26 protein-coding genes are annotated in these 23560 nt (G+C 69.6%); 12 read left to right on the top strand and 14 right to left on the bottom strand.

Annotation, left to right across the window (positions count from 1 at the left end; all coding sequences use genetic code 11):
* Nucleotides 1-40: 40 nt before the first annotated feature.
* Entirely contained in the window at nucleotides 41-907 is an 867-nt protein-coding gene (locus tag QJS31_RS05740) for a LuxR C-terminal-related transcriptional regulator (protein WP_282783552.1), read from the bottom strand.
* A 69-nt stretch (nucleotides 908-976) separates the two neighbouring features.
* Between QJS31_RS05740 and QJS31_RS05735 the strand changes: the two genes are divergently transcribed.
* From QJS31_RS05735 to QJS31_RS05725, 3 genes are read left to right on the top strand one after another with little or no spacing between them, the layout of a single operon-like run.
* Entirely contained in the window at nucleotides 977-2620 is a 1644-nt protein-coding gene (locus QJS31_RS05735) for an AMP-binding protein (protein WP_306356123.1), read from the top strand.
* Nucleotides 2617-4320 (top strand): AMP-binding protein, encoded by a 1704-nt coding sequence (locus QJS31_RS05730; RefSeq protein ID WP_306356093.1) that lies wholly within the window; start codon nucleotides 2617-2619, stop codon nucleotides 4318-4320. The genes QJS31_RS05735 and QJS31_RS05730 overlap by 4 nt, the downstream gene beginning before the upstream one ends.
* A 58-nt stretch (nucleotides 4321-4378) precedes the next feature.
* Nucleotides 4379-4570, top strand: a complete 192-nt coding sequence (locus QJS31_RS05725; protein ID WP_029932022.1) for a hypothetical protein — start codon at nucleotides 4379-4381, stop codon at nucleotides 4568-4570.
* 7 nt (nucleotides 4571-4577) lie between these two features.
* Here QJS31_RS05725 and QJS31_RS05720 read toward each other — a convergent pair whose 3' ends face one another.
* The 4 genes from QJS31_RS05720 to QJS31_RS05705 all read right to left on the bottom strand — a co-directional run bounded on the left by QJS31_RS05720 (nucleotide 4578) and on the right by QJS31_RS05705 (nucleotide 7918).
* The gene (locus QJS31_RS05720) at nucleotides 4578-5897 is read right to left on the bottom strand and encodes a serine hydrolase (protein WP_306356092.1); all 1320 of its coding nucleotides are present in this window, start codon (nucleotides 5895-5897) and stop codon (nucleotides 4578-4580) included.
* A gap of 134 nt (nucleotides 5898-6031) precedes the next feature.
* Nucleotides 6032-6802: a DUF4184 family protein gene (locus QJS31_RS05715; RefSeq protein WP_282783560.1), complete on the bottom strand. Its 771-nt coding sequence runs from the start codon at nucleotides 6800-6802 to the stop codon at nucleotides 6032-6034.
* Between the two features lie 78 nt (nucleotides 6803-6880).
* A complete protein-coding gene (locus QJS31_RS05710; protein WP_282783562.1) occupies nucleotides 6881-7339 on the bottom strand; it encodes a hypothetical protein in 459 nt (152 codons plus the stop codon).
* A 138-nt stretch (nucleotides 7340-7477) separates the two neighbouring features.
* Complete coding sequence (locus tag QJS31_RS05705; protein WP_306356091.1) at nucleotides 7478-7918, bottom strand: hypothetical protein; 441 nt, start codon at nucleotides 7916-7918, stop codon at nucleotides 7478-7480.
* A gap of 210 nt (nucleotides 7919-8128) precedes the next feature.
* Between QJS31_RS05705 and QJS31_RS05700 the strand changes: the two genes are divergently transcribed.
* Together QJS31_RS05700 and QJS31_RS05695 are read left to right on the top strand one after the other, a co-directional pair.
* Nucleotides 8129-9376: an MFS transporter gene (locus tag QJS31_RS05700; protein WP_306356090.1), complete on the top strand. Its 1248-nt coding sequence runs from the start codon at nucleotides 8129-8131 to the stop codon at nucleotides 9374-9376.
* A gap of 25 nt (nucleotides 9377-9401) precedes the next feature.
* The gene (locus QJS31_RS05695) at nucleotides 9402-9836 is read left to right on the top strand and encodes a T6SS immunity protein Tdi1 domain-containing protein (protein ID WP_157533845.1); all 435 of its coding nucleotides are present in this window, start codon (nucleotides 9402-9404) and stop codon (nucleotides 9834-9836) included.
* A 23-nt stretch (nucleotides 9837-9859) separates the two neighbouring features.
* Here the strand turns inward: QJS31_RS05695 and QJS31_RS05690 are convergent, their stop codons facing one another.
* On the bottom strand, nucleotides 9860-10363 hold the full coding sequence (locus QJS31_RS05690; RefSeq protein ID WP_306356089.1) for a flavin reductase family protein: 504 nt from the start codon (nucleotides 10361-10363) through the stop codon (nucleotides 9860-9862).
* Nucleotides 10364-10502: 139 nt separating this feature from the next.
* Between QJS31_RS05690 and QJS31_RS05685 the strand changes: the two genes are divergently transcribed.
* Genes QJS31_RS05685 through QJS31_RS05670 form a run of 4 tightly spaced genes read left to right on the top strand, consistent with a single transcriptional unit; the run spans nucleotide 10503 to nucleotide 13211 of the window.
* Nucleotides 10503-11321 carry an RNA polymerase sigma factor SigF gene (locus tag QJS31_RS05685; RefSeq protein WP_282779178.1) on the top strand — a complete coding sequence of 273 codons (819 nt, stop codon included), beginning with the start codon at nucleotides 10503-10505 and terminating at the stop codon, nucleotides 11319-11321.
* A gap of 1 nt (nucleotide 11322) precedes the next feature.
* Nucleotides 11323-12327, top strand: coding sequence for an iron-containing redox enzyme family protein (locus tag QJS31_RS05680; protein WP_282779180.1), 1005 nt, complete (start codon nucleotides 11323-11325; stop codon nucleotides 12325-12327).
* 31 nt (nucleotides 12328-12358) lie between these two features.
* Nucleotides 12359-13015, top strand: a complete 657-nt coding sequence (locus QJS31_RS05675) for a HemK2/MTQ2 family protein methyltransferase (protein ID WP_282779182.1) — start codon at nucleotides 12359-12361, stop codon at nucleotides 13013-13015.
* A complete protein-coding gene (locus QJS31_RS05670; RefSeq protein WP_143979936.1) occupies nucleotides 12993-13211 on the top strand; it encodes a CDGSH iron-sulfur domain-containing protein in 219 nt (72 codons plus the stop codon). Before QJS31_RS05675 ends, QJS31_RS05670 begins: the two co-directional genes overlap by 23 nt.
* Here QJS31_RS05670 and QJS31_RS05665 read toward each other — a convergent pair.
* Genes QJS31_RS05665 through QJS31_RS05635 form a run of 7 tightly spaced genes read right to left on the bottom strand, consistent with a single transcriptional unit; the run spans nucleotide 13208 to nucleotide 20007 of the window.
* Nucleotides 13208-13678 (bottom strand): CinA family protein, encoded by a 471-nt coding sequence (locus QJS31_RS05665; protein ID WP_282779185.1) that lies wholly within the window; start codon nucleotides 13676-13678, stop codon nucleotides 13208-13210. The genes QJS31_RS05670 and QJS31_RS05665 overlap by 4 nt on opposite strands.
* Before the next feature lie 41 nt (nucleotides 13679-13719).
* On the bottom strand, nucleotides 13720-14451 hold the full coding sequence (locus QJS31_RS05660) for a hypothetical protein (RefSeq protein WP_282779186.1): 732 nt from the start codon (nucleotides 14449-14451) through the stop codon (nucleotides 13720-13722).
* Between the two features lie 43 nt (nucleotides 14452-14494).
* A complete protein-coding gene (locus QJS31_RS05655) occupies nucleotides 14495-16216 on the bottom strand; it encodes an asparagine synthetase B (RefSeq protein ID WP_282779188.1) in 1722 nt (573 codons plus the stop codon).
* Nucleotides 16217-16226: 10 nt separating this feature from the next.
* On the bottom strand, nucleotides 16227-16712 hold the full coding sequence (locus tag QJS31_RS05650; protein ID WP_306356088.1) for a hypothetical protein: 486 nt from the start codon (nucleotides 16710-16712) through the stop codon (nucleotides 16227-16229).
* A 28-nt stretch (nucleotides 16713-16740) separates the two neighbouring features.
* Nucleotides 16741-17553 carry a hypothetical protein gene (locus QJS31_RS05645; protein ID WP_306356087.1) on the bottom strand — a complete coding sequence of 271 codons (813 nt, stop codon included), beginning with the start codon at nucleotides 17551-17553 and terminating at the stop codon, nucleotides 16741-16743.
* A complete protein-coding gene (locus QJS31_RS05640; RefSeq protein WP_282779192.1) occupies nucleotides 17538-18551 on the bottom strand; it encodes a hypothetical protein in 1014 nt (337 codons plus the stop codon). Before QJS31_RS05640 ends, QJS31_RS05645 begins: the two co-directional genes overlap by 16 nt.
* Before the next feature lie 52 nt (nucleotides 18552-18603).
* Nucleotides 18604-20007: a condensation domain-containing protein gene (locus tag QJS31_RS05635; RefSeq protein ID WP_282779194.1), complete on the bottom strand. Its 1404-nt coding sequence runs from the start codon at nucleotides 20005-20007 to the stop codon at nucleotides 18604-18606.
* A gap of 546 nt (nucleotides 20008-20553) precedes the next feature.
* On the opposite strand from QJS31_RS05635, the gene QJS31_RS05630 reads away from it, so the two are divergent.
* Both QJS31_RS05630 and QJS31_RS05625 read left to right on the top strand, forming a co-directional pair.
* Nucleotides 20554-20868, top strand: a complete 315-nt coding sequence (locus QJS31_RS05630) for a hypothetical protein (RefSeq protein ID WP_306356086.1) — start codon at nucleotides 20554-20556, stop codon at nucleotides 20866-20868.
* A gap of 252 nt (nucleotides 20869-21120) precedes the next feature.
* Nucleotides 21121-21651, top strand: coding sequence for a hypothetical protein (locus QJS31_RS05625; protein WP_282779197.1), 531 nt, complete (start codon nucleotides 21121-21123; stop codon nucleotides 21649-21651).
* 12 nt (nucleotides 21652-21663) lie between these two features.
* Here the strand turns inward: QJS31_RS05625 and QJS31_RS05620 are convergent, their stop codons facing one another.
* On the bottom strand, nucleotides 21664-22251 hold the full coding sequence (locus QJS31_RS05620; protein WP_282779199.1) for a helix-turn-helix domain-containing protein: 588 nt from the start codon (nucleotides 22249-22251) through the stop codon (nucleotides 21664-21666).
* A 93-nt stretch (nucleotides 22252-22344) separates the two neighbouring features.
* On the opposite strand from QJS31_RS05620, the gene QJS31_RS05615 reads away from it, so the two are divergent.
* Nucleotides 22345-23556, top strand: a complete 1212-nt coding sequence (locus QJS31_RS05615; RefSeq protein ID WP_306356085.1) for a pyridoxal phosphate-dependent aminotransferase — start codon at nucleotides 22345-22347, stop codon at nucleotides 23554-23556.
* Nucleotides 23557-23560: the final 4 nt, after the last annotated feature.

The raw sequence follows: 23560 nt of genomic DNA, 5'->3' as shown, positions 1-23560 counted from the left end.
TGGCGACGCGCCCCGGGACCGGGTCACCCGCACACCCGGGCTACGGCAGCAGGCCGTGGCGGCGGGCCTGCACCACCGCCTCGTGGCGGGTGTGCGCGCCGAGTTTGACCATGGCGCTGCGCAGGTAGCTCTTCACCGTTTCGGGTTTCAAGGAAAGTCGCTGGGCGGCTTCGATATTGGTGCAGCCGAGGGCGATCTGGGCGAGGACGTCGACCTCGCGCGGAGCCAGGGTGACCGGATCGTCGGGCGCGGTGACACCGGAGACCAGGCGCGCGAGCCGTTCGGACATGGCGCGCAGGCGGTCGCGGGCGGTGGCGTCGGAGACTTCCTGGGTGAGACCGCGCAGTTCGGCGTGCAGGTCCCGAAGCTGTTCGGTCACAACGGCATCCGCCGCGGGCACGACGGGTCGCCGGGGTTGCGCGGTGTGCAGGCGCACGCGCCGGTCCACCTCGTCGCGAATGGTGAACTCCAGGCTCAGGCGGCGACCGGCCTGCACCATGAATTCGGCGATACGGTCGCCGATGGGGCTGGGGTCGCGGTTGGCGACGTAGAGCACCGCCCGGGACTCCCCCGCGACCACCACCGGCACCGCCACCACGGCCCGCAGCCCCTCGCCGAGCACCGGAACGTCGTAGTGGTGGGTGATAGTGGCGTCCGAGCGGTAGTCCGCCACCGAGGTCGGCCGCCGACTCGCCACCGCACGGCCGCCCAATCCCGACTGCGGTTGCACCGCGAGTCCGCGCATGCCGTTGGTGCGGGTGCCGATGAACTCGCTGAGCACCAGCGTCCCCGCTTGGACCGCGCCGCCGAAGGCGACCGGAGCCCCGGTCGCGGTCGCGATCCGACGCAGTTCGGCCCGCAGCGCATCGGCGTCGCGGGGCCGCAGCGAGTCGGCTGTGCGGGTCATCGGGATACACCTTTTCGGGGGTAGTCGTCGGATCGGTGTGATGTGGATCCTATCGGAGTGAGCAAGAGCATGGACCGGCTCCGGCCGGTGAGCTATACCTTCGGCGTCTGGGATGCGCCGCTGCTCGGCGACACCATCGGCGACAATCTCGACCGCACGGCCGCCGCGCATCCGCACCGTGAGGCGCTGGTCGACTACGGTACCGGCGAGCGCTGGACCTACCGGGAGTTCGTCGCCGAGGTCGACGCGCTGGCGCTGGGTCTGCTGGCGGCGGGGATCGGGAAGGGCGACCGGGTGGGCGTCTGGTCGCCGAACTGCCCGCAGTGGACGCTGACGCAGTACGCGACGGCCAAGATCGGCGCCATCCTGGTGAACATCAATCCGGCGTATCGTTCGCACGAGCTGCGCTACGTGCTGCGGCAGGCGGGAATTCGCGCGCTGATCGCGGCCCCGGCGTTCAAGACCTCGGACTACGCGGCCATGATCGACGAGGTGCGGGCCGACTGCCCCGACCTCGACCGGGTGATCCTGCTGGATTCCGGCGACTGGCGGGGACTGTTCGAGGCCGGACGCGCCGCCGATCCGAGCGAGCTGACGCGGGCACAGGCCGCCCTATCCCCCGACGACCCCATCAATATCCAGTACACCTCGGGCACAACGGGTTTCCCCAAGGGCGCGACGCTGAGCCACCACAATATCCTCAACAACGGATATTTCGTGGGCGAGCTGTGCGGCTACACCGAGCAGGACCGGATCTGCATTCCGGTGCCCTTTTATCATTGCTTCGGCATGGTCATGGGCAATCTGGCGGCCACCAGCCACGGCGCCACCATGGTCATCCCGGCCCCGGCCTTCGATCCGAAGGCCACCCTGGAGGCGGTGGCGGCCGAACGCTGCACCTCGCTCTACGGGGTGCCGACCATGTTCATCGCCGAACTGGCCGAGCCGGATTTCGACTCCTACGACCTGTCCTCGCTGCGCACCGGCATCATGGCCGGGTCGCCGTGCCCGGTGGAGGTGATGAAGCAGGTCATCGAGCGCATGGGCATGCGCGAGGTGTCGATCTGCTACGGCATGACCGAGACCTCCCCGGTCTCCACGCAGACCCGCCGCGACGACAGCCTGGTGCAGCGCACCGCCACCGTGGGCCGCGCGGGACCGCATATCGAGATCAAGATCGTGGATCCGGTGACGGGGCTGACGGTGCCGCGCGGCGAACCTGGCGAGCTGTGCACCCGCGGCTACTCGGTCATGCTCGGCTACTGGAACGATGCCGAGAAGACCGCCGACGCCATCGATTCCGCACGCTGGATGCACACCGGCGATCTGGCCACCATGGACGACGAGGGTTATGTCGCCATCACCGGCCGGATCAAGGACATGGTGATCCGCGGCGGGGAGAACATCTACCCGCGCGAGATCGAGGAGTTCCTCTACACCCATCCGGATATCCTCGACGCCCAGGTGATCGGGGTGCCCGACGCCAAGTACGGCGAAGAGCTCATGGCCTGGGTGCGGCTGCGCGAGGACGCGCCGGTGTTGACCCCGCAGGCGCTGCGCGAGTTCTGCACCGGCCGCCTGGCGCACTTCAAGATCCCCCGTTACGTCCACGTCGTCGACGAGTTCCCCATGACCGTCACCGGCAAGATCCGCAAGGTCGAGATGCGCGAGGTCGCCGCGCGCCTGCTCGGCCTGTCCGAGGAGGACCGATGACCGCGAATACCGATACCTACCGCGCCGCCCGGGACCAACTGGTCGCCGCCGCGACCGATTACGACGCCGCCGTGCGCGATTTCGCGTGGCCGCGGCTGACCGGAACGTTCAACTGGGCCACGGACTGGTTCGATGTGATCGCGCGCGGCAACGACCGCCCCGCCCTCTGGATCGTGGAGGAGGACGGCCGCGAACAGCGCGTCACCTTCGACGAGATGGCGAACCGCTCCGATCAGGTGGCCACCTGGCTGTCGGCGCTGGGCGTGGGCAAGGGCGACCGGGTCCTGCTCATGCTCGGCAATCAGGTCGAGTTGTGGGAGGCCATGCTGGCCATCGCCAAACTGGGCGCGGTCGTCATGCCGACCACGGCGGCGCTGGGACCCGCCGACCTCGCCGACCGGATCGAGCGGGGCGCGGTGCGTTTCGTGATCGCCAATGCGGCCGACGCCCCGAAGTTCGCCGAGGTCGCGGGTGACTACCGGCGCATCGTGGTGGGCGGGCAGATCCCCGGCTGGCACGGCTACGCGGAATCGTCGACCTACCCGTCGGCGGGCCCGTTCGCGGCCGTCACCACGGTCGAGGATCCGCTGCTGGTGTACTTCACCTCCGGCACCACCAGCAAGCCGAAGATGGTGCAGCATTCACAGATCAGCTATCCGGTGGGCCATCTGTCCACCATGTACTGGATCGGTGTGCGGCCCGGCGACGTACATCTGGCCATCAGCGCGCCGGGCTGGGCCAAGCACGCCTGGAGTTGCTTCTTCACCCCGTGGATCGCCGAGGCGACGGTCTTCGTCTACAACTACGGCCGGTTCGACGCGGCGGCACTGCTCGCACAGTTGCGCCGCGCCGAGGTGAACACCTTCTGCGCCCCGCCGACAGTGTGGCGCATGCTGATTCAGGCCGATCTGGGTGAGCGCCCGACCGGGTTGCGCGAAATCCTCGGCGCGGGCGAACCGCTCAACCCGGATGTCATCGCGCAGGTGGAGAAGGCGTGGGGGCTGACCATCCGGGACGGTTTCGGCCAGACCGAGACCACCTTACAGGTGGGCAATACGCCGGGGCAGCCGGTCAAGGCCGGTTCGATGGGCCGCCCCGCGCCGGGAGTGCCGGTGGCGCTGGTCGATCCGATCAGCGGTGAGTCCGGTGACGAGGGCGAGATCTGCCTGGATCTGAGTGCCGCGCCGGTCAATCTCATGACGGGCTACCTGGGTGATCCCGAACGCAATGCCGCCGTCATGGCCGACGGCTACTACCACACCGGGGATGTGGCGAGCCGGGACGCCGACGGCTACATCACCTATGTCGGCCGCACCGACGACGTGTTCAAGTCCTCCGACTACAAGGTGTCACCGTTCGAACTGGAGAGCGTGCTCATCGAGCATCCGGCCGTGGTGGAGGCCGCGGTGGTGCCGCAGCCCGACGACACCCGCCTGAGCGTTCCCAAGGCGTATGTGACGCTCGCGGCGGGGTGGGAGCCGTCTCGTGAAACGGCGCGCGTCATAATGGAATACGCCCGCGATCACCTCGCGCCCTACCTGCGTGTGCGACGCTTGGAGTTCACCGAACTACCCAAGACGATCTCCGGCAAGATCCGGCGCGTGGAGTTGCGCCAGCGGGAGGAGCAGGCGCACGCCGCCGGCACCGCCATCCCGACCGAATACCGATACGAGGACGTACTTTCCGACGCCAGGACGTAACCGGTCACTGCGGCCGGTTACCACGGCCGCACACCATTCAACGATGATTGGAGTTCGCATGCCACACACGATGGAAAGCGCCACCGCCTACGTCATCGCCGCCCTGGAAGCCAAAGGCACCGCCACCCGGGAGGACTTCGATGTCCCGGGCATCGTCGCCACCACGCACGCGCTCGCCGAGAGTTGGGATTTCGAGACCGTCCACGATCGGACCTTCTGGCATATCGCCTCGGTTCATCTGAGGTTCTGATGCGGCCCTACCGAATGCCCGGGACGGGGCCGACACAGCCCAGGACGAAGCAGCCCGCGGGCCAGTCGGCGAACGGCGGGGACAGCGGTTTGCCCAGGCAGTTCAGCGGGCCGCAACCCGGATAGGTCATCGGGCCCAGGCCGAGCGCGGCCAGGGTCGCGTCCGGGTTGGTGATCATCGGATCGGTGAGGCTGATATCCGGTTTCGGCGCGTACGGACCCGGATCCGGGAGTTCCGGGGACAGAAACGCCTGGGATACCGCGCGCAGCACATCGTGCGGGAAGCTCACCGATCCGCCCGGTACCGTGACGCCGGTCCAGCTGACCAGCAGTCCGAGGCTCGGCACGATGAAATTGTCCTGGCGCATCATGCCCGACATCTGGATGGCGTCCTTCGGCAGGCCGGGGAAGGCGCCGTCACAGCTCGGGCCGTTGATGGTGAACAGGAAGCCGTAGCAGGGATGGGTGGCGGCGGAACTGCTCGCCTGTTCCAGGTAGTCGGCCGGAATCAGTTGCCGCCCATCCCAATTGCCGCGATTGACCAGGAGCAGACCGAGTTTGACGAAGTCGTCGGGCGGTAGCACCAGATGGGCGTAACCGTAGGTGTTTCCGCTGCGGTCACGCGCCCAGTGATAGTCATCGGCTGGGATTCCCAAGGGATCGAACAGCTTTCGCTGCGCATACGCCTGGAAGTCCTCCCCGACCGCCTGCTGGACGACGTAGACGATGAGATCCACGGCGCGCTGACTGTACTGCCATGCGGTGCCCTGTTCGTGCACGATCGGCATGCCCAGCGCCTGGGCCACCACATTGGGATCGATCTGCGCCAGCCCGGTGATGCCCTCCGAGGCCACCGCCACCTGCATACCCGAGGACTCGGTGAGCAGATTGCGCACGGTGATGGCGCGGTGCGCGGCATCACCCAGCCCCGGGGGCAGATAGCGGTCGATGGGGTCGTCGACATTCAATTTTCCGTCGCCGACCGCGATTCCGGTCACCATGGACACCACGCTCTTGGTGCTGCTCCACAGATTCCACGCCATCCGGCCCGCGCCCGCATGGCTTTCGCGCTCGAGGACCAGACAGTTGTTGCGGTACACCCGGAAGGTGAAGCGGGTCGGATCGTTCGCGAAGTCCAGCGCCTCTCGCAGTCTTCGCGCGTCCAGCCCGACCTCCTCGGGGGTGGCGGTCTGCGGCTCCCGCCCACTGCTCACGGCACAGTGCTTCACCCCAGCAGGCTCACCCCCGGCCACGGGCGGTTCGAACCCCACGAACAGCATTCCCGCCGCCACCGCCGCCACCACGGCACTGATCAACGCTCGACGCACGCCAGCCTCTCCACTCCCCGACCCATCAGGACTCGAGAAAGGACGCTAGCGATCGACGACCCGCAGTCTCAGACCCCAGTTGCCGGGGCGAAAGTTATCGGGGCGCAGTGATTTCCGCCGTCACCCGGATGCGACTAAGGCCCGGTCCGCGGGGATCGGGCCTGGTCGGGCCGGCCGCTCACCACGAGCCACCAGCCGAGCGCATAGGCCAGGACGCCCAGCGCGCAGCCGCGCACCCCGCCGAGGAGGGCCAGCCGCACGAGGTCGTAGTCGCTGACGCGGGCTACCGGATCCATCAGTGCGAAGCCCGCGCCCGCTGCCGTCGCCGCCGCGAGTGCGGAGACGATCAGCGGCACTGCGCGCGGCGGCACACCCCGTACCGCCGCCCGGCCGGGCGGGGTCCTCCGATACCAGCGCACCGCCGCCAGACTCAGCACCACCATGCCGCCCACCGACGAGAGGTAGCCGAGGACGTTGTAGAGCCGATGCGGTTCCGCGACGGCGACCCGCAACCACTCCCACCGCTGGACCGCCGGACCGCCGGTCTGGGTGAAGGCATCCCAGACCAGATGCGTCGCCGCACCGAGCCACACCGCGAGCACGACCGCCACCGCGCCGCCAACCGATCGGATCTTCCAGCGTGGCAGGGTGATTCGCCGCCGCCACCCCAGCGGCGACAGCGCCAGCAGTGGGACCGCGACCACCCGGAGGACCGCCAGCAGCGCCAGCCCGAAGAACAGATCCCAGCCGAGCAGCCCGACCGGCGTATGCGTTCGCGGAATGTCCCCGGGCCAGGGCAGATAGTAGGGAACGTCGGGAGCGAGCGCGCCGGCCACCAGGGCCGGCACCGCCGCGTACCGCCGCAGCGGTAGGACGGCGGCCGGGTGCGCGAGAGTGAAGGGCACGACCGTCAACCTAGCCGTGATACGAGCGGCGGCGGCGCGACCCGGTTCGCGGGGACCGTGCCGTGGGGCTCCCCGCAGTCAGCTGGTTTGGGTGCCCGACCATCCGAAGGAGAAACTGTGGCCCTTCGACTGGCAGCTCAGACCGCCGCGCCCGCCCCCGTGGCAGGAGGCTCCGGCGTAGCTGATCGTCGAGCCGTAGCCGATCGGTCCGCCCGGCAGGCTTCGGCTGTCGGCGCGTCCCTGTGGTCCGAACGCGCCGAATGTCGGGTGCGCGGGTAGGAAGGGTACGTCGATCACCAGGTCGCGCACCGGAATAACGTTCAGCCACTTGGCGATTCCAGCCGGAATGTCACAACCGACATCGCCGTTGGCACGGATGGAGCAGTTGGCTCCGGCAGCGGTGAAGTAGACGGTGTCGCCGATCAGGTAGTCGGTGGGGTTCACGTGATCAGTGGGTTGCGCGTTCGCGACGCCGGTACCGGTGACGGCCAAGGCGGCCGCGGTGACCACCGCGCCGCAGAATGTTCGTGCCCGCATATCTTCCCTTCGTCCTGGTCCCCGACCGAACCTTCACCCTAGATTCGTGCCCCGTCGCGGACATGCCCCCGATTCGGGTGGCCGGACGCAACGCGCCGCGGGTGCGGCCCCGCGTCGCGTTGCTGGTATCGGGATCCGTCAGGCGCAGACGCCGCCGGTATCGACCGTGGTGATGGTGGTGTAGCCCGCTGTGGTGCGCACGCCGGCCGGGCCGCCGTAGTAGACGCCGCTGACGATGTGCTGGCCTTCGATATCGGGAACCCACGGGATGCTGGCGGTGCCGTCGTGTACCGGGGCGGTGCCGACGGTATTGCCGGCCACGCCGGGGAGGCGGCTGAAGAAGTCGACGAAGCCGCCGGTGACCGGGCTGCCGTCGGGCATGGTCACCCGGGCCGTCGCTGTCTGCGGGCAGCCGACCGCCGCTAGTCTGGCCGCGCCGAGCGCGGAACCTCCCATCGTCACCGACAGTGTCGGTGAGACCGCCGCCTGCGCGTGCGGGGCGATGACCGCCGGTAGTGCCAGACAGGCTGCCGCGCACGCGGTGCCGGCCATCAGGCGTGAAGTGTCGAATCCGCTCATCGTGCCCCGCCTTTCGGTGAACCCGGGTCAATCGTGGCCAGATCTTCGAATCGGCTCGCAGGGTATCCGACCGGTGCGCGGTTGTTGCGCAGGCGCGCACCGCCGAATCCGGAAATCGATTGCGTGAGATTCGACCCCCGGGGCACCATGGGGCGCTGCCGGGGCGTGCCCGCCGTGGCGAGAGATCCGATCCGGTGGAGGCCCATCCGCATGCCGACCCCCGCGCCGACCGCGCAGCGCGGCCGCGCGCTGCGACTGCTGCGCACCAACCGCCCGCTCGGCGCGCTGTTCACGGCGCGGGTGGTGTCCTATGCGGGCGACTCCATGAGCCTGGTCGCGCTCATGCTGCACGTCGCGCACACCACCGGGCAGGGGTTGGCGGTGGCGCTGCTGCTGCTCGTCGGCGATTTCGTGCCCTCCCTGCTGAGTCCGCTGACCGGTGCGCTCAGCGACCGCTTCGACCGCCGCCGCCTCATGATCGGCTGCGAGGTGGCGCAGGGCGTGCTGGTCCTGCTGATCGCGCTGTCCCTGCCGCCGCTGCCGCTGCTGCTGGCGCTGGTGGCGGCGCGGTCCGTCGCGTCGAACATCTTCCAGCCCGCCTCCCGGTCCGCGGTGCCCGCCATGGTGGCGGACAAGGATCTGGCGACCGCGAACTCCACCATCGGATTCGGGGCCAATGCCGCCGAGGCGTTCGGCCCGCTGCTCGCCGCCGCCCTGCTGCCCTTCCTCGGCATCCGGGGTGTGCTGCTGGTCGACGCGGCCTCGTTCCTGCTGTCGGCGCTGGTCCTGCTCGCCACCCGGCCGATGCCGCCGACCCCGGCGGACGGGAACCCGGGTTCGCTGCTGACCGACGCCCGGACGGGCCTGCGCTACATCCTGCGCACCCCGGTGGTGCGGATCGTGGCACTCGGCTTCTGCGCGGTGGTGGCGTGCAACGGCGTGGACGATGTGGCCCTGGTGCTGCTGGCCACGCAGACCCTGGGTTCCGGCGACGCCGCGGTGGGCCTGCTGCTGGGCGCGGTGGGCATCGGACTGCTGATCGGTTACGCGCTGATCGGCCGCCTGAGCACCCGTATGTCGATGACCGCGCTGCTCATCGGCGGTTTCCTGGTCAGCAGCGCCGGGAATCTGCTCACCGGACTGGCCTGGTCGGTGGCCGCCGCGTTCACCGTGCAGGCGGTGCGGGGCCTCGGTATCGCTGGCATGGACGTGGCATCCAGCACCCTGATCCAGCGGCTGGTGCCCGACGGCATGCTCGGCCGGGTGTTCGGAAATCTGTACGGCGCCATCGGAATCGCCGCCGCGCTGTCGTATGTCGGCGGCGGCCTGCTGCTCGATGCCACCGATCCCCGCACCACGCTCGTGGTCGCGGGGGCGGGTGGCACGCTGGTCACGGCGGCGGTGGCGGTCGCCCTGCCGCGCGCGCTGCGCCGCCACGGCCCGCCCGCCGGAGACTGACGGCCGCTCTGGTTGGATGGGCGCGGTGACCAGCGTGCCCTTCCGATTGCTCGACCCCGTCCGCTTCGACCGGGTGATGCCCGCGTGGGCGCCGCACTACCCACGGTTCGACACGGTGGTGGGGTACTCGGATCTGGGACATGCCTTCCTCATGAGCACCCGGACCGGCGAGTACGGGTTGCTCGATCCCTACAGTCCGGGGGTCAAGGTCTACGGCCCGTTCGCCGAGATCGCCGATTTCGTGGACCGAGTCCTGTTCGATCCGGACGTGGTGACGTATGTGCTACAGCCGCACCATGTTTCGGCGATTCGGGCCCGCCTGGGCGCGCTGGCGCCCGACGAGGTGTACATCGCCACGCCGTACCCGTTCCTGGGCGGCTCGGAAGCTCCGGAATCCTACGACCGGGGCGGGGTGTGGGTGTTCTTCGATCTGGTGGCGCAGGCGCACGGCATGGAGTGACCTCCCTTGCGCCACAGGCTTTCTCAGCTGGGATGTCCCGGTTCGAGATCGGCGACGTCGTGGTAGCGCAGCGCGGTCACCGGCGCGCCGGGTCCCGCCCCGTACTCCGGGGCCAGCACCACCCCCTCGTGATCGCCGAAGTCGTGGCGCGCCACCACCGTGCCGACGAACCAGGCGGCGGCCTCCTCGAGCAGGGGTGCGCCGTGCGGCCCCACATGCCACCGGCACCAGCTGAATTTGTCCATCTCGTCCCCGGTTTCGGCGCCGAACAACTGCGCGAGGGCGATGTTCTCGCGATCCACCAGATGAACTCCGAGATGGTTGGCCCGCCGCGCGACACCGTAGGTGTGATTGGCCTGGGAGACGCACACCAGGAAGCGCGGGGGTTCGATGGCGACCTGCGTGGCGAACCCCACCACACAGCCCGCCCGCTCGTCGTCGACGGCCGCGGTCACGATGACGATCGGCGCGTCGGCGGCGGCGACGAGCGCGTCGAACGCCGCTCGCGGCTCAGGTCCTTCGGACATGCCCCCGTGTATAGCAGTGATTCGCACGCGCCTCGCCACGACAGCCGTTACGGGGATCCCGGTCGCCGATCACGTTTCGATAACGAGAGTCGGGGTATCCGAAAGACATCGGATTTCCGAGGAGTGCGAGGAGCAGCCGATGCCGACCGCAGAGACCCGAACCGACCATCCGCTGAGGGCAGGCACTGACAGTTACGACAATATCGAGCCGTGGTTCGAGAAGCTGGCCGCGCTGGCCCCTGATGATCCGCACCGCGCCGAGATCCGCGAGCAGATCATGCACCTGTGCCTGCCGCTGGCCGAGCACATCGCGCGCCGCTTCGCCGGACGCGGCGAGGAATTCGAGGACCTGCATCAGATCGCCACCCTGGGCTTGGTGCTGGCCGTGGATCGCTTCGATGTGAGCCGGGGCAGCGGATTCCTGTCCTTCGCGGTGCCCACAATCATGGGCGAGGTGCGCCGCCACTTCCGCGACCACACCTGGGCGCTGCGGGTTCCCCGGCGTACCAAGGAGATTCAGCGGAATATCGGTCCGGCCGTGGACCGTCTCACGCAGCGGCTGCGCCGCCAGCCCACCGCTCGCGAGATCGCCGCCGAACTGGGCGTCGACCTCACCGAGGTGACCCAGGCGCTGATCGCCCGCACGGCCTACAAGGCCGACTCCCTGGACGCCGCGACCCACACCGAAGACGACAACCCCGCGCCCCGGACGGTGGACACGCTGGGCACCGAGGAGCCCTGCTATCGCCTCCTGGAGGACGCCATGGCGGTGCGCCCGCTCATCGCGGCCCTGCCCGAACGCGAGCGCCGGATCCTGACCATGCGCTTCTACCAGCACATGACCCAATCCCAGATCGCCGCCCAGCTGCGGGTGTCGCAGATGCAGGTGTCCCGCATTCTGAGCAAAACCCTGGCGAAGCTGCGGCACCAGGCACTCGGCGAGGAACGCGCGGCCTGAGATGCCGGCGACGAGCGCACCGGTCACGGCACTGCCCGCGCCCTGCGGAGAACTGTCCGCGGCGGTGGTCGAGGCGCTGCGCCGACCGCCGGGGACACCGGTGCCCACCCCGAGCCTCGCATCGGCCGATCCCTACGGCCGCGACCTGCACCTGGCCCTGCACACCTGCTACGAACTGCACTATCAGGGGCTGGCGGGGGTGGATGCGGCCTGGGAATGGGATCCGGAACTGCTGCGCTTGCGCGCCGGTCTGGAGCAGGCGTTCCTGGCCGCCCTGCGCGCCGACACCCCGGGCGGCGACGATCTGGACGGCGAACTCGACCGGCTGCTCGCGGTCCCCGCCGAGGCGGGCGGTCCGAGCGGGTTCCTGCGCGATCAGGGCGAGATGTGGCAGCTGCGCGAGTATTTCGTGCACCGATCGGTACTGCATCACCAGGAGGCCGACCCGTACGCCTGGCTGATCCCGCGCCTGCGCGGCTGGTCCAAGGCCGCCCTGGTGGCCGTGGAGTTCGACGAGTTCGGCGGTGGACGAGGCGACCGGGTGCACGCCGAGCTGTACGCCGATCTGCTGGCGGGCGCGCAGTTGCATCCCGGCTATCTGCACTACCTGGAGGTCGCGGCCACGCCCATGCTCGCCCTGGTCGACATGATGTCGCTGTTCGGGTTGCACCGCGGCCTGCGCGGTGCGGGCATCGGTCATTTCGCCGCCGTGGAGATCACCTCCCCACCGGCCTCGCAGCACATGGTGGCGGCGCTGACCCGCCTGGACGCGCATCCCGCCTGCGTGCGGTTCTATCGCGAGCACGTGGAGGCGGACGCGGTGCACGAGCAGCTCATGCGCCGCGATGTGATCGGCGATCTGCTGCTGCGGGAACCCGGGCTGCGCGAATCGGTGGTCTTCGGCATCCAGGCCACCGACCTGCTCGAACAGCGGTTCGCCGACCAGGTGCTCGCCTGCTGGCGGCAGGGCCGTTCGTCGCTGTGGGAGGCCGCCGCGGTCGATTAGCTCGCCGGTTCCTGGTTATCCGGTATTCGTGATGTTGATTCGCGCACCGGGCGTCTACCGCCCCCAGGCCGATACCCGGCTGCTCGCTCGCGCTCTGGCCGATGCCGCCATCGCACCGCACGGCCGGGTGCTGGACATGTGCACCGGCACCGGTGCGCTGGCCATCCATGCCGCGTCCCGGATCCGTCCCGCGGCGCTGACCGCGGTGGACATCTCCCGCGCCGCGCTGGCCTCGGCGTGGCTGAACTGCCGCATGCGGGGCATCGAAATCGAGCTGCTGCGTGGAGATTTCGGAAAAATGCTGCACGACAGGCGTTTCGATGTGGTCCTGGCCAATCCGCCCTATGTTCCGGCGGCTTCGGACGGTCCGGCCCGCGGCGCCGCGCGCAACTGGGCCGCCGGATCGGACGGCCGGGACGCGGTCGACGCGGTGTGCGGACTCGCGCCCCGCGTGCTGTCGCGCACCGGGATGCTGCTGCTCGTCCATTCGAGCCTCTGCGGCACCGACCGCACCCTGACGCACCTGCGCGAGGGCGGCCTGAAAGCCGCCGTGGTCGCCCGCGCCACCATTCCGTTCGGTCCGGTGCTGCGCCGCCAAGCCGACCGGCTGGCCCGCGCGGGTCTCATCCATCCCACCCAGCGACATGAGGAGTTGGTGGTGATCCGTGCCGACCGACCCCGACAGTGACCGGCGGCGGATCACCTACACCGCCGACGGACCGGCCCTGGTGGAGGGGCCGGTGGAACTCGTCACGGCCGACGGACGCACCATCCGGTCGGACCGCTGTGTGGTGGCGTTGTGCCTGTGTCGCCGTTCGGCGCTCTATCCGCTGTGCGACACCAGTCACCGCAAGCGCCGCCGCGCGCGCGAGCAGCCCCGCTAGCCGAGCGGGTCGAACGCCTCCACCAGCATGCGCAGCGCGGCCTCCACCGTCCGCGCCAGCACATCCTCCGGCGGGCCGTCGAACTGCCGGTGCCGCGCCCGGGAGCCGTACCCCGAGTCGACCGCCAGCCACACCGATCCGGCGGGCTCGCCGTCCTGCGCATCGGGACCGCCCACCCCGGTCACCGCCACCGCGAGATCGGCGTCCAGCAGCGAGCGCACCCCGGCGGCCATGGCCAGTGCCGCGGTCTCCGACACCACCGGCACATCGGGCACGCCGAGTACCTTGCGCTTGACCTCCGTGCTGTAGGCCACCAGTCCACCGCGCAGCCACTGCGCCGAATCCGGTGCGGCGCCGAGGGCGGCGCTGATCTTCCCGCAGGTCAGTGATTCCGCGACCGCGATGGTACGTCCGGACCGCAGGGCGATCCGGGCCAGCGCGAACGCGAGTTCCCCGGTGTCGGACACGGATTCCACCTTACCGACGCCCGCCGGTTGCCGACCGTCCGCTACGACAGGCTCGTACAGGTGGCGGCCGGGGGCAGTTCGTCGGCGAGGAAGACGGTTTGGGCCATCATCTTGGGGCCGGACATCCGTTCCCGGAACACCTCGATGGACTCCTCGGGGTGCACCGAGTCGATGACGGCGTGCGGGCCGATGGCGTTGAACTGGTGGCTGACGCCGCGCGGGATCTGCATATCGACGAAGGAGCAGGGCGGGACGACCAGGTTGTAGCGGGTGCGGTGGACGTCCGTCGGGGTGTTCGGCAGCGTGTCGGTGAATTCGGCCGGTGCGAAGGGGGTCACGCCCGGAATCTGGGTGACCGTGAAGGGGGACAGGCTGCCGACCCGGATATGGGTGTCGGGGCCGGTCATCATGCGGACGAAGCGCAGTCCGGTGTGCAGGTGCATACGTGAGCAGATGCCGCGTTCCTCGGCATCGTAGAAGTCCATCAGGTACCGGTCGGCGAAGAACCCGTCGAAGGGGGTCTCGATCAGATAGACCTCACCCTCCTCGAAGGTCTGGGCGCGCACGATGCCGTCGGCGTCCGGACTGGTGGCGATGCCGCTGGCGGCGGCATCGCGGACGATGCGCGCGAACGCCTCCACCACCGCGAGTGCGACCTCCGGCGGGAACTGCGCCACCGGTGTGACGACATTGCGGCCCGCGTCCACGAAGTCGGACAGGTCGTGGATCTCGTTCTCCGCGTCGGCGTCGCGCTTCAGGCGTGGTTCGGTCATGATGCTCCTCGAAACTGCTGCGGTGGTTCGTCTGTCGCCGGTGTCAGGGTCCGACTCCGAAGGAGCGCAGCCACAGTTCCAGCGACAGCACCAACCACAGCTTGCCGCCCTGGCGCGGCAGCAGCATGCCGTCACCGCGCAGCCAGGCCCGCACGGTGTCCTCGCGGAACAGGCCCCGGGCGCGCGCGGATTCGCCGAGCAACAGGTCGTGGCCGAGTTCGCGCAGCGGGCCGGACAGCCACTGCTGCACCGGTACCCGCATTCCGCTCTTGGGCCGGTCGACGATGGTCGACGGCAGCAGATCGCGCACGGCCTGTTTGAGGATCCACTTCTCCCGCGTCCCCGCCAGTTTGCAGCGGGGCGGCACCCGGAAGGCGTAGTCGATGACGGCACGGTCGAACAGCGGTGCGCGGCCCTCCACACCACGGGCCGCGGTGAGCCGTTCGACCTTGGTGAGAATGTGGTGCGCACCCTTGGTGCGCAGGTTGGCGTGCAACAGCTGATTGAGCAGGCTGCTCATCCGGCCTGGGCGGAGATAGGGCGCGACAAGCCGGGTCGGCGGTGGGGCGGCGGCGAGGTCGGCGAGCACCTCGGGGGTGAGCAGGACCGGCAGATCACCGTGGCATTTGCGGTAGCTGTGCAGGTAGGCCAGCGCCCTGGCCTCCGGGTCCGGATCGTCGCGGGCGAGTTCGAAGATCAGCATCGGCAGATTCTTCGGGCCGCCGAAGACCGGGTCACCGCCCTCGCCATTGAGCAGCACCCGGATACCGTCCGCGGCGGCGGCCTCGGCGAGCATCAGATTGGGAACGGTCAGCGGGTCGCCGACCGGGCAGTCCAGCAGCGCGACCGTCTCCGCCAGCCGCGCGGCGACCGCCGTTCCCGGCACGGTGAGCACCCGGTGCCGAGTGCGGCAGTGCGCGGCGACGAGTCCCGAGTAGGCGAGTTCGTCGGGCGCGTCCGGGCCGAAGCTGATGGAGTAGGAGTGCACGGCCCGGTCGTGGATGCTCGCGGTGAGCGCCGTGACCAGGCTGCTGTCGATGCCACCGGAGAGCAGCACGCCGACCGGTGCCGCGGCGGGCAGACGCGTGGACACCGCCGCCTCCAGCAGCACGCGCAGGGTGAGCGCGTGCTCCGCCTCGGCGCGCGGATCGTCGATCTCCGCTGGCTCCCAGTAGATCTCCTCGGTGGTGGAGCCGTCGGCGCGCAGTCGCACACAGCGGCCCGGCAGCACTTCCTCGACGCCGCGCAGCAGGGTCTCCCGCCCGGGCAGGTAGGCGAAGGTGAGGAAGGTGCGCACCGCGGGCAGATGCAGCCCGGTGCGCAGTCGCGGCCACCGCTGCAGGGCGCGCAGGGAAGTGGTTGCCGCCCAGGCGGTCCCGGCCCGCGCGTGGAAGAGGGTGCGGGTGCCGACGTGGTCGCGGATCAGCACCAGATCCGGGCCGTCGGCGACGGCGAGGGCGAACATGCCGTCCGCCGCGGCGATGCCGTCGAGGCCGAAGCGGCGGTAGGCGTGCAGCAGCAGTTCGCCGTCCGGGCGGTCCGGGGGCGGCGCGTCCGCCCCGAGCCGGGCACGCAAGCGGTCCGCGTGGAACAGCGTCACCTCGCCGACCGCGGTCAGTTCACCCGCGGTGAAGAACCCCGCGACGCCGGGACCCGCCAGCAGTCCCAGCGCATATCGGCCGCCCACCGCCACCGGGTCGGCGCCCATCGCCCGCAGCTGACCGCCCGGATCGTCCGGGGTCAGCACCGCGCACCAGCGTGACATCGGTTATCCCTCAGCCGAAATCGTCGTCATCGTCCGCATCGCCACCCCAGTAGCCGTAGTCGCCCGCGTCCCCGCCGCCGAAGTCCGCCGATCCGCTCTGCTCCGCCTGCCGCCGCAGCTCTTCCTCCTGCGGCGCGGTCAACGTCTGCGGCGGCACGGCCACGGCGCCGAGCAGCGCGCCGCCGGTCACCGCCGCCAGCAGCGCGCCGACCCGGCCGCCGAAGGAGGATCGGTTGACGGTGAGTTCCCCGTCGCTCCATCGGGTTCGGCCGTAGCCGCCCTCGCGTCCGTAGCGCACCCGCCCGTCGCGGTGGGTGCGTTTGACGATCGAACGGCCCAGGGGCTCATCGGTTCCCGAATCGCCGCGGTCGTCGCGCCAGTGCACCAGCCCGTGCGGACCCCGGGTACGCCATTCCTCGCGTCCGTCCGAGTAGCGCCGGTGCACGGTCGCGTCGGCGAGCAGTTCGTCGGTGTAGGTGGTCTGTCGCTGCGGCACGGCTGATATCTCCTACGCGCGGGCGGCCTCAGGTGGCGGGCCAGGTCAGAAAGCCCGCGGACCGCGCGGTGCGCAGCTCCGTCAGGGCCGATCGGGGCGGGCGCACGGCCCGTACGAGGCGGTGCACGGTGCGCAGCAGCGCCGCCGGTCGCACCGACTCCACGTCCACGGCTCGGCCGCGGCGCAGCCAGGCCCGCTCCCACGAATCCAAGTGCGGCACAGGCATATCCGGCTTGAACCCGGTGTGGTGCGCCAGATGCAGCGCACCGGCCTGGCGCGGCCGCAGGCCCAGGGGCACCACCCGGACGCCCGGCGGCACCTCGGTCCCGGCGGTGAACCGCGCCGGAAAGGTGAGCCCCGCCGGGCTCGCGTCGTGCAGCAGATAAATGGTCCCCGACGCCAGTGCGAGCATGTCGACGACGCGCGTGTCGAGCGGCAGCTCGGCCGCGCTCAGCACCGGACAGGCGGATTCCATGGGCACGCCGTTGGCGCGCAGCATCTGGGCGACGGCGTCGGATTCGGCGATCAGCAGGCGTGGCAGTCCGTAGTCGAAGAGATCGGGTTCGGTGGTGTGCCGACCGGCGGGCCGGGCGTGCGACGGAGTGCGGGTGAGCAGCCCGGGGATCTCGCCGTAGCGCCGCAGCGCGGACCGAAAGGCCGGATAGGGCACCACGGTCGGCACCGTGAACAGCGGCCGGCGCGGCAGCCGCGGCCACGCCGCCCGGCAGAGTTCGTGGTACAGCTGGCGTTCGGTGAACCGCAGCCCGCCCGGCGCGCCCGCCCGTTCGACCGCCCCGGGCAGCAGCCGGTCGAGCAGCGCCCGGCTCATCCGGTCGGCCATGAGAGGAACCCGATCCGACGGGCGCGGTCGTGGTCCGGATCGCCCGCGGCGTCCACCCGCTCGATCGCCCGCCCCAGTGCGGAGAGCAGTTTGGCGGGTGGTACGGCGGCGATCGGCGCCCACCAGCCCTCGGCCAGCCACTCGATCCCCGACTCCGGCAGGCCCTCGTGCCGCAACCGGTCCAGATCGACGTCGCCGTGCCACGGTTCCCGCAGTCGCAGGGCCGATCGGCTCATCGCGACGGTATGCGGCAGCAGGCCCACCGTGACGGCGCGGCTGCCCAGCGCCGCCCGCGCGTCTACGGCGAAGGTGACACCGCGCACGCTGGCATCGTGCAGGAGGAATACCGGAATGTCGGCGGGCAGCAGATCCATCCGTTCGGTCACCAGCATCGACCAGGTCCCGGCCACGTCATTGGCGGTCAGGCAGGCGAGCACGCTGCGGTCCTGACACAGCACCGCGTACCGGGGATCGTCCACCACCGGGGGCCGAATCGTGTTCTCGTCCACCACGCCCGGGGGCGCGGCACCGTAGGTGTGCGCCCACGCACCGATGATGTCGGCACGAAAGCTGTCGTAGGGCACCGGCATTCGGATCACGGCACGCTCGGCGAACCAGGGTCGCACCCGCCGCATGCCGAGTACGGCCAGCACCACCAGCACGGCGGTGATCACGATCGCCGCGAACCCCGACGCACCGCCCAACCAGACCAGGAGGCCGAATCCCACGACGGTGGCGCAGACCGCCAGCCGCACACCGCGGAACAGCCCGAGTCCGTCGGGCAGTTTCGTCCGGGAGGCCGCGTACCACAGCTGCGCCGCCGTGTAGCGCAGCTCCCGTTCGTCCCGGAGCCGGTCGACCAGTCTGCGCAGGCGCAGATCGTGCAGCCCGAGCGGACTCTCCTTGGGTTCCAGGGCGAAGGACCGTCCGCACGTCGAACACCGCCGATCACCCCGCTCTCGGCGCAGCAGATTCGCACTGCAATGCGGACAGATCACAACACGCCCTCATCTCGACCCATGGCGGCAGCCGAGTCCAGATTAGTGCGGACTACGAATTTTCTCGCGGGGATCGGCACCGCTGCGGGCGGCGCGGGCGGCGGCGCGATGTGCTGGACAGCAGCGGCTCGATCGGGCCGTCGTAGCCGGAGGCGATGAGAACTACGGTGGCGGTGAACTTCTCGACGAAGCGTTCGGCGGTCTCGCGGTCGAAGCGGGCCATCGGGTAGCGGAAGGGGCCGTCGATCCCGGCGGCAGCGCCCGTCTGGTCGTAATGCTCGGTGAGACCGAACTCCAGATCGTGTTTGGCCCGGATCACGCCGGTGGGCAACTCCGTCACGGACAGCTCGCCCGCCGCCCCGACCGCGGCCGGGGCGGCGTCGGCGCGCTGCAGGATGAGTGTGGCCTGGAAGAGCGGGTGGGATGGATCCTGCGGCAAGCAGCGCTGGAGCCGGGGGTTGGGGGTGTCGGGGTGGGCGAAGGCGGCCAAACCGACCCGGCGCACCTGGTCGAGGAGTTCGACCAGATCGGCGGTGCGGTGCAGGCGAATCCGCATGAGCACGTCATCGGCGAGGTTGCCGACCAGATCCGCCAGCAGCGGGTCGTCGCGGCCGGACACCGAGGTGGCCACCGTGACGTCGCGAGAGTTCGCGAATGCCGCGACACTCAGCGCGAACGCGGTCTGCAACAGCAGGAAAAGACTGGAGCCGCACGCGCGGGCGCGGGCGAGCAGATCGCGGTGCAGGTCGGCGTCGAAGTGCACGGCGACGGTGTCGCCGGTGGTGTCGGGGCGCGCCGGTCGCGGTCTGTCGTAGGGGAATTCCAGCGGTGTGGGGCGGCCCGCCAGATTGATCGCCCAGTACCGCAGCTGGGCACTGGCACGGCTGTAGGGATCGTCGAAGTCGCCGAGGCACTCGTGCTTCCACAGGGTGTAGTCGACATAGTCGATGGGCAGCGAGGGCCAGTCGGGCGCGTGCCCGGCGGCCCGCGCCAGATACGCGGTCACCAGGTCGCGCATGAGCGGGCCGATGGAGGCGCCATCCACGGAGATGTGGTGAATCACCAGGGCGAGCACCACGTCCCGCTGTCCGAGGCGGAAGACTCGCGCCCGGATGGGCAGTTCGGTCGCGAGATCGAACGCGGAGGAGCTGAACTCGGCGAGTTGCCCGGCGAGGCGGCCGGTGAAGGTGTCCACCACCCGGACGTCGAGGCGGGCGAAGTCGGCGTCCACCACCACCTGGATCGGACCGTCCAGGGCGGGCGGGTAGCAGGTGCGCAGCGGCGTATGCCGCCGCACCACATCCTCGAGGGCGGCGGTCAGGGCGGAAACATTCACCGCCTGTCCACGAATTCGAAAGGCGCGAGCAATATTCCAGTCACCCGAAAGTCCGGCCTGCGCGGCATGCCACATACGCTCCTGCGCGGGAGCCAGGGGAATTCGCGGTGATCTCCGCATTCGACGCAATGGAAGCGGTTCGGAAACGATTCGCAGGAATTCCTCGTCCTCCGCTGGTCGCCGCCGATTCTCCGGGCTCGACCAGGCAGGAACCGGTACGAGCATGGCGGCCTTCCTTTCCGCTGCCGCGCGAAACTTATCGCCGCCCGTGAATCCGGCAGCATTTCGGGGCGACGAGCGGAAACCGTAGCAAGAACTCGGCTATTCGGGCGTTCCTACGAAAGAGACACGAGTCACTCGACCTGGGACGGACTTTCGTGAACGCGACCGCTACCCACGGAGCCGTCGATCGACAAGGGTGCGGCGGCCCGGCCTCGACGCCCGGCGCTCGAGTCATGGGTTCTCGTGCCGCGGGCCGGTGCCGCGACGAGACCGCCGCGGCACCGGTGGCGCGTCCGTGATCACGACAACGCCGAGGCGCGGGGACCCAGCCCCTAATTCTTCCCGATGAGTAGCTGGAGTTCTTGGCCGGGACGGGGGTCGACCCGTACGGTATCCCGAGGTCGGGAATTGGAACCAAAGCATCCCCACAGCAAGGAGATTCATATGATCAACGTCCGGACTGCGGCACTGATGGGCGTCGCCGCGGCCGCGCTGACCGCCTTCGGCGGCGGCACCGCCAGCGCTGGTAACCCCGCCGACTTCGACGCGCAGGCCACCCAGGTCTGCCACGAGACCGGCAATGGTGAGTACCAGAAGGTCCAGTTCGCGATCCAGGGCTACCCGGCGTTCGTGAACTGCATCAGCGGCCCCGACATCAAGATCACCCCCATGCCCGCCGGAGCGTACTGCACCATCGCCGGCATCCCGCCGCGCGAGGGTGAGGCGGACGGCACGGGCGCCTGCCGCCTGATCGGCTGATAACTCCACGCTCAGCCATTCGGAGCCGACGAGGCCGGACACCGCGCCCGGCCACGTCGGCTCCGTCGCGTCCGCACCAGCCGGTCCGCGCGGGTGAACTGATGGGGTGGCACGAATCCGACCCGAAGACGCTTTCGGCGGACCGCACACCCCTCTGGACAGCAAACGTACCGCAAGCGCATGATTTTCATACCGTCCAGTGCCGTTCGTCGGGGGAACGTCAAAGGAAATCCCGAACGGATGGAAGAGATCATGTTTATCAAGAAGTTGGTGGCGACGGCGATACTCGCCGTAGCGGCCACCGGAATCAGCATGGCAACGGCACACGGTCAGGCGGGCCTCAGCGTCAGCGGAGTGGACGGCTCGGTCGGCTACACCGCGACCCTGGCCGCGGACCATTCGAATGCCTTGGTCACCCTCGCCTCCGGCAAATTCGTGCTCACTCCGGACGCCGTGCAGGTGGTGGCGGACAATGGCGCGGTGGTCGGCGCGATTCCGACCAGCCTGCGCACGGAGGCCGGCGCGAACCTCGCCGTCACGCCGACCCTGCACAGTGACACCGAGTTGACGCTCGCCCCGGTGGGCGGACCCACACCGGCCGCGGTCACTTCGCAGGACCTGCCCTTCGTGAACGAGGCCGGCGGACCCGGCCACATCTTCGCGGGCATCGCGATCGGCTGCGTCATCGGCGTGCTGATCGGTATCTGGTTCTTCCTGGTCGGCGCGATCGTCGGCTGCTTCGTCGGTGCCGTCATCGGCGGATTCATCGGCGCGGCGTGGTGAGAACCGCGTCGTTCACCGTTCCGGTGCAAGCGATTTCGCCGCCTCGGTGAGGGACCGAGCGCCCGTCGCCACCGCGATGGCGGCGGGCAGATCGAGTTGGAGTTCGAGGTCGGGGTCGACGGCGGGACCGTCGAAATGGGCGATCCCGCTGTCGGTGACCGTGTAGTGCAACACCGTATCGCCGATGCGCACGGTGACGGTGCCGTCCGGAACCAGTTGGGCCACAGCGCGTCCCAGCGGTAGCGCGAACCAGTGGGCGCGCACGGCGTCGGTGGCGCGGCGCTCGCCGAGCAGTGGCGTTCCCCAGGCGGAGAGCGCGTCCAGCACGGGCCGCAGCGCGAGTCCCGCGGGCGTGAGTTCGTACACGACCGTCGCGGCCCGCGTTCCGGCCCGCCCGCGCGTCAGGATGCCCTCGCGTTCCAGATCCTTGAGCCGGGCGGCGAGCATATCGGTGCTGATGCCGGGTAGATCGGCGAACAGATCGCTGTAACGGCGCGGCCCGGAACACAATTCGCGCACCACCAGCAGACTCCAGCGGTCCCCGACGAGATCGAGGGCCCGGCTGACGGCGCAATAGTGGTCGTAGCTTCGGCGTGGCACGAGCCCACTGTAACGTGTCACTTGGAAATTCCAAGCGCAAACTTTGATTTTCCAAGTAGAGTGTGCGGCAACCGGATCGAAAAGGGGTTGTTCATGCAGGTCAAGCAGTCCAGCAAGCTGGCGGGTGTCTCCTACGAGATCCGTGGCCCGGTGGCCGAACACGCCGCGCGGCTGGAGGCCGAGGGTCATCATGTGGTGAAGCTCAACACAGGCAACCCACTACCGTTCGGCTTCGAGGCGCCCGCCGAGATCCTTCAGGACATCGTGCGCAACCTGCCCGGCTCCAGCGGCTACTGCACCTCGAAGGGCCTGCTCAGCGCGCGCCGGGCGGTGGTGCAGTACTACCAGACGCTCGGTCTGCCCGATGTGGACGTCGAGGACGTCTTCCTGGGCAACGGCGTCTCCGAACTGATCATGATGGCGATGACGGCGCTGCTGGAGAACGGCGACGAAGTCCTCGTTCCCGCACCGGACTTCCCGCTCTGGACGGCGGCCACCACGCTCAACGGCGGCCGTCCCGTGCATTATGTGTGCGACGAATCCTCGGACTGGTTCCCGGATGTCGCCGATATCGAATCCAAGATCACCGACCGCACCCGCGCCATCGTCATCATCAATCCGAACAACCCGACCGGCGCGGTGTACTCCGACGAGGTGCTGCGCCAGATCCTGGAGGTCGCGCGCCGCCACAGCCTGGTGGTGTTCTCCGACGAGATCTACGACAAGATCCGCTACGACGAATCCCCGCACACCGCCACCGCCACCCTGGCCCCGGATCTGCTGTGCCTGACCTTCTCCGGCCTGTCCAAGGCGTACCGCTGCGCGGGCTTCCGCTCCGGCTGGCTGGTGGTCACCGGCCCCACCCAGCACGCCGAGAACTACCTCGAGGGCCTGACCATGCTCGCCGGATTGCGCCTGTGCGCGAATGTGCCCGCGCAGCAGGCGATTCAGGCCGCCCTGGGCGGTCATCAGAGCATCCACGACCTCACCCTCCCGGGCGGGCGGCTCCGCGAGCAGAGCGAACGCGCCTGGGAGGCGCTCAATGCCATTCCGGGCATCTCCTGCGTCAAGCCCAAGGGCGCGCTCTACGCCTTCCCCCGCATCGACCTGAACATGTACCCGATCCACAGCGACGAGCAGTTCATCCTGGACCTGCTGCTCCAGGAGAAGATCCACATCGTGCAGGGCACCGGCTTCAACTGGCCGCGGCCGGACCACTTCCGGATCGTCACCCTGCCGTACGCCGACGATCTGGAGGCGATCATCGAGCGCATCGGCCGCTTCCTGGCGACCTATCGCCAGTAGCGTC

Source organism: Nocardia sp. CC213A (genome assembly GCF_030766805.1).
GTDB classification, from domain to species: domain Bacteria; phylum Actinomycetota; class Actinomycetes; order Mycobacteriales; family Mycobacteriaceae; genus Nocardia; species Nocardia otitidiscaviarum.
Note: the sequence above shows the minus strand (reverse complement) of the source record. Positions and strands in the feature narration are given on the sequence as shown.

Coding starts and splice junctions, on each gene's coding strand:
- QJS31_RS05615 (WP_306356085.1), top strand. CDS start 22,345: ATGCAGGTCAAGCAGTCCAGCAAGCTGGCGGGTGTCTCCTACGAGATC.
- QJS31_RS05690 (WP_306356089.1), bottom strand. CDS start 10,363: ATGTCCGAAGGACCTGAGCCGCGAGCGGCGTTCGACGCGCTCGTCGCC.
- QJS31_RS05710 (WP_282783562.1), bottom strand. CDS start 7,339: ATGCGGGCACGAACATTCTGCGGCGCGGTGGTCACCGCGGCCGCCTTG.
- QJS31_RS05645 (WP_306356087.1), bottom strand. CDS start 17,553: ATGGCCGACCGGATGAGCCGGGCGCTGCTCGACCGGCTGCTGCCCGGG.
- QJS31_RS05700 (WP_306356090.1), top strand. CDS start 8,129: ATGCCGACCCCCGCGCCGACCGCGCAGCGCGGCCGCGCGCTGCGACTG.
- QJS31_RS05725 (WP_029932022.1), top strand. CDS start 4,379: ATGCCACACACGATGGAAAGCGCCACCGCCTACGTCATCGCCGCCCTG.
- QJS31_RS05735 (WP_306356123.1), top strand. CDS start 977: ATGGACCGGCTCCGGCCGGTGAGCTATACCTTCGGCGTCTGGGATGCG.
- QJS31_RS05675 (WP_282779182.1), top strand. CDS start 12,359: ATGTTGATTCGCGCACCGGGCGTCTACCGCCCCCAGGCCGATACCCGG.
- QJS31_RS05685 (WP_282779178.1), top strand. CDS start 10,503: ATGCCGACCGCAGAGACCCGAACCGACCATCCGCTGAGGGCAGGCACT.
- QJS31_RS05625 (WP_282779197.1), top strand. CDS start 21,121: ATGTTTATCAAGAAGTTGGTGGCGACGGCGATACTCGCCGTAGCGGCC.
- QJS31_RS05635 (WP_282779194.1), bottom strand. CDS start 20,007: ATGCGGAGATCACCGCGAATTCCCCTGGCTCCCGCGCAGGAGCGTATG.
- QJS31_RS05705 (WP_306356091.1), bottom strand. CDS start 7,918: ATGAGCGGATTCGACACTTCACGCCTGATGGCCGGCACCGCGTGCGCG.
- QJS31_RS05740 (WP_282783552.1), bottom strand. CDS start 907: ATGACCCGCACAGCCGACTCGCTGCGGCCCCGCGACGCCGATGCGCTG.
- QJS31_RS05655 (WP_282779188.1), bottom strand. CDS start 16,216: ATGTCACGCTGGTGCGCGGTGCTGACCCCGGACGATCCGGGCGGTCAG.
- QJS31_RS05660 (WP_282779186.1), bottom strand. CDS start 14,451: ATGACCGAACCACGCCTGAAGCGCGACGCCGACGCGGAGAACGAGATC.
- QJS31_RS05630 (WP_306356086.1), top strand. CDS start 20,554: ATGATCAACGTCCGGACTGCGGCACTGATGGGCGTCGCCGCGGCCGCG.
- QJS31_RS05680 (WP_282779180.1), top strand. CDS start 11,323: ATGCCGGCGACGAGCGCACCGGTCACGGCACTGCCCGCGCCCTGCGGA.
- QJS31_RS05730 (WP_306356093.1), top strand. CDS start 2,617: ATGACCGCGAATACCGATACCTACCGCGCCGCCCGGGACCAACTGGTC.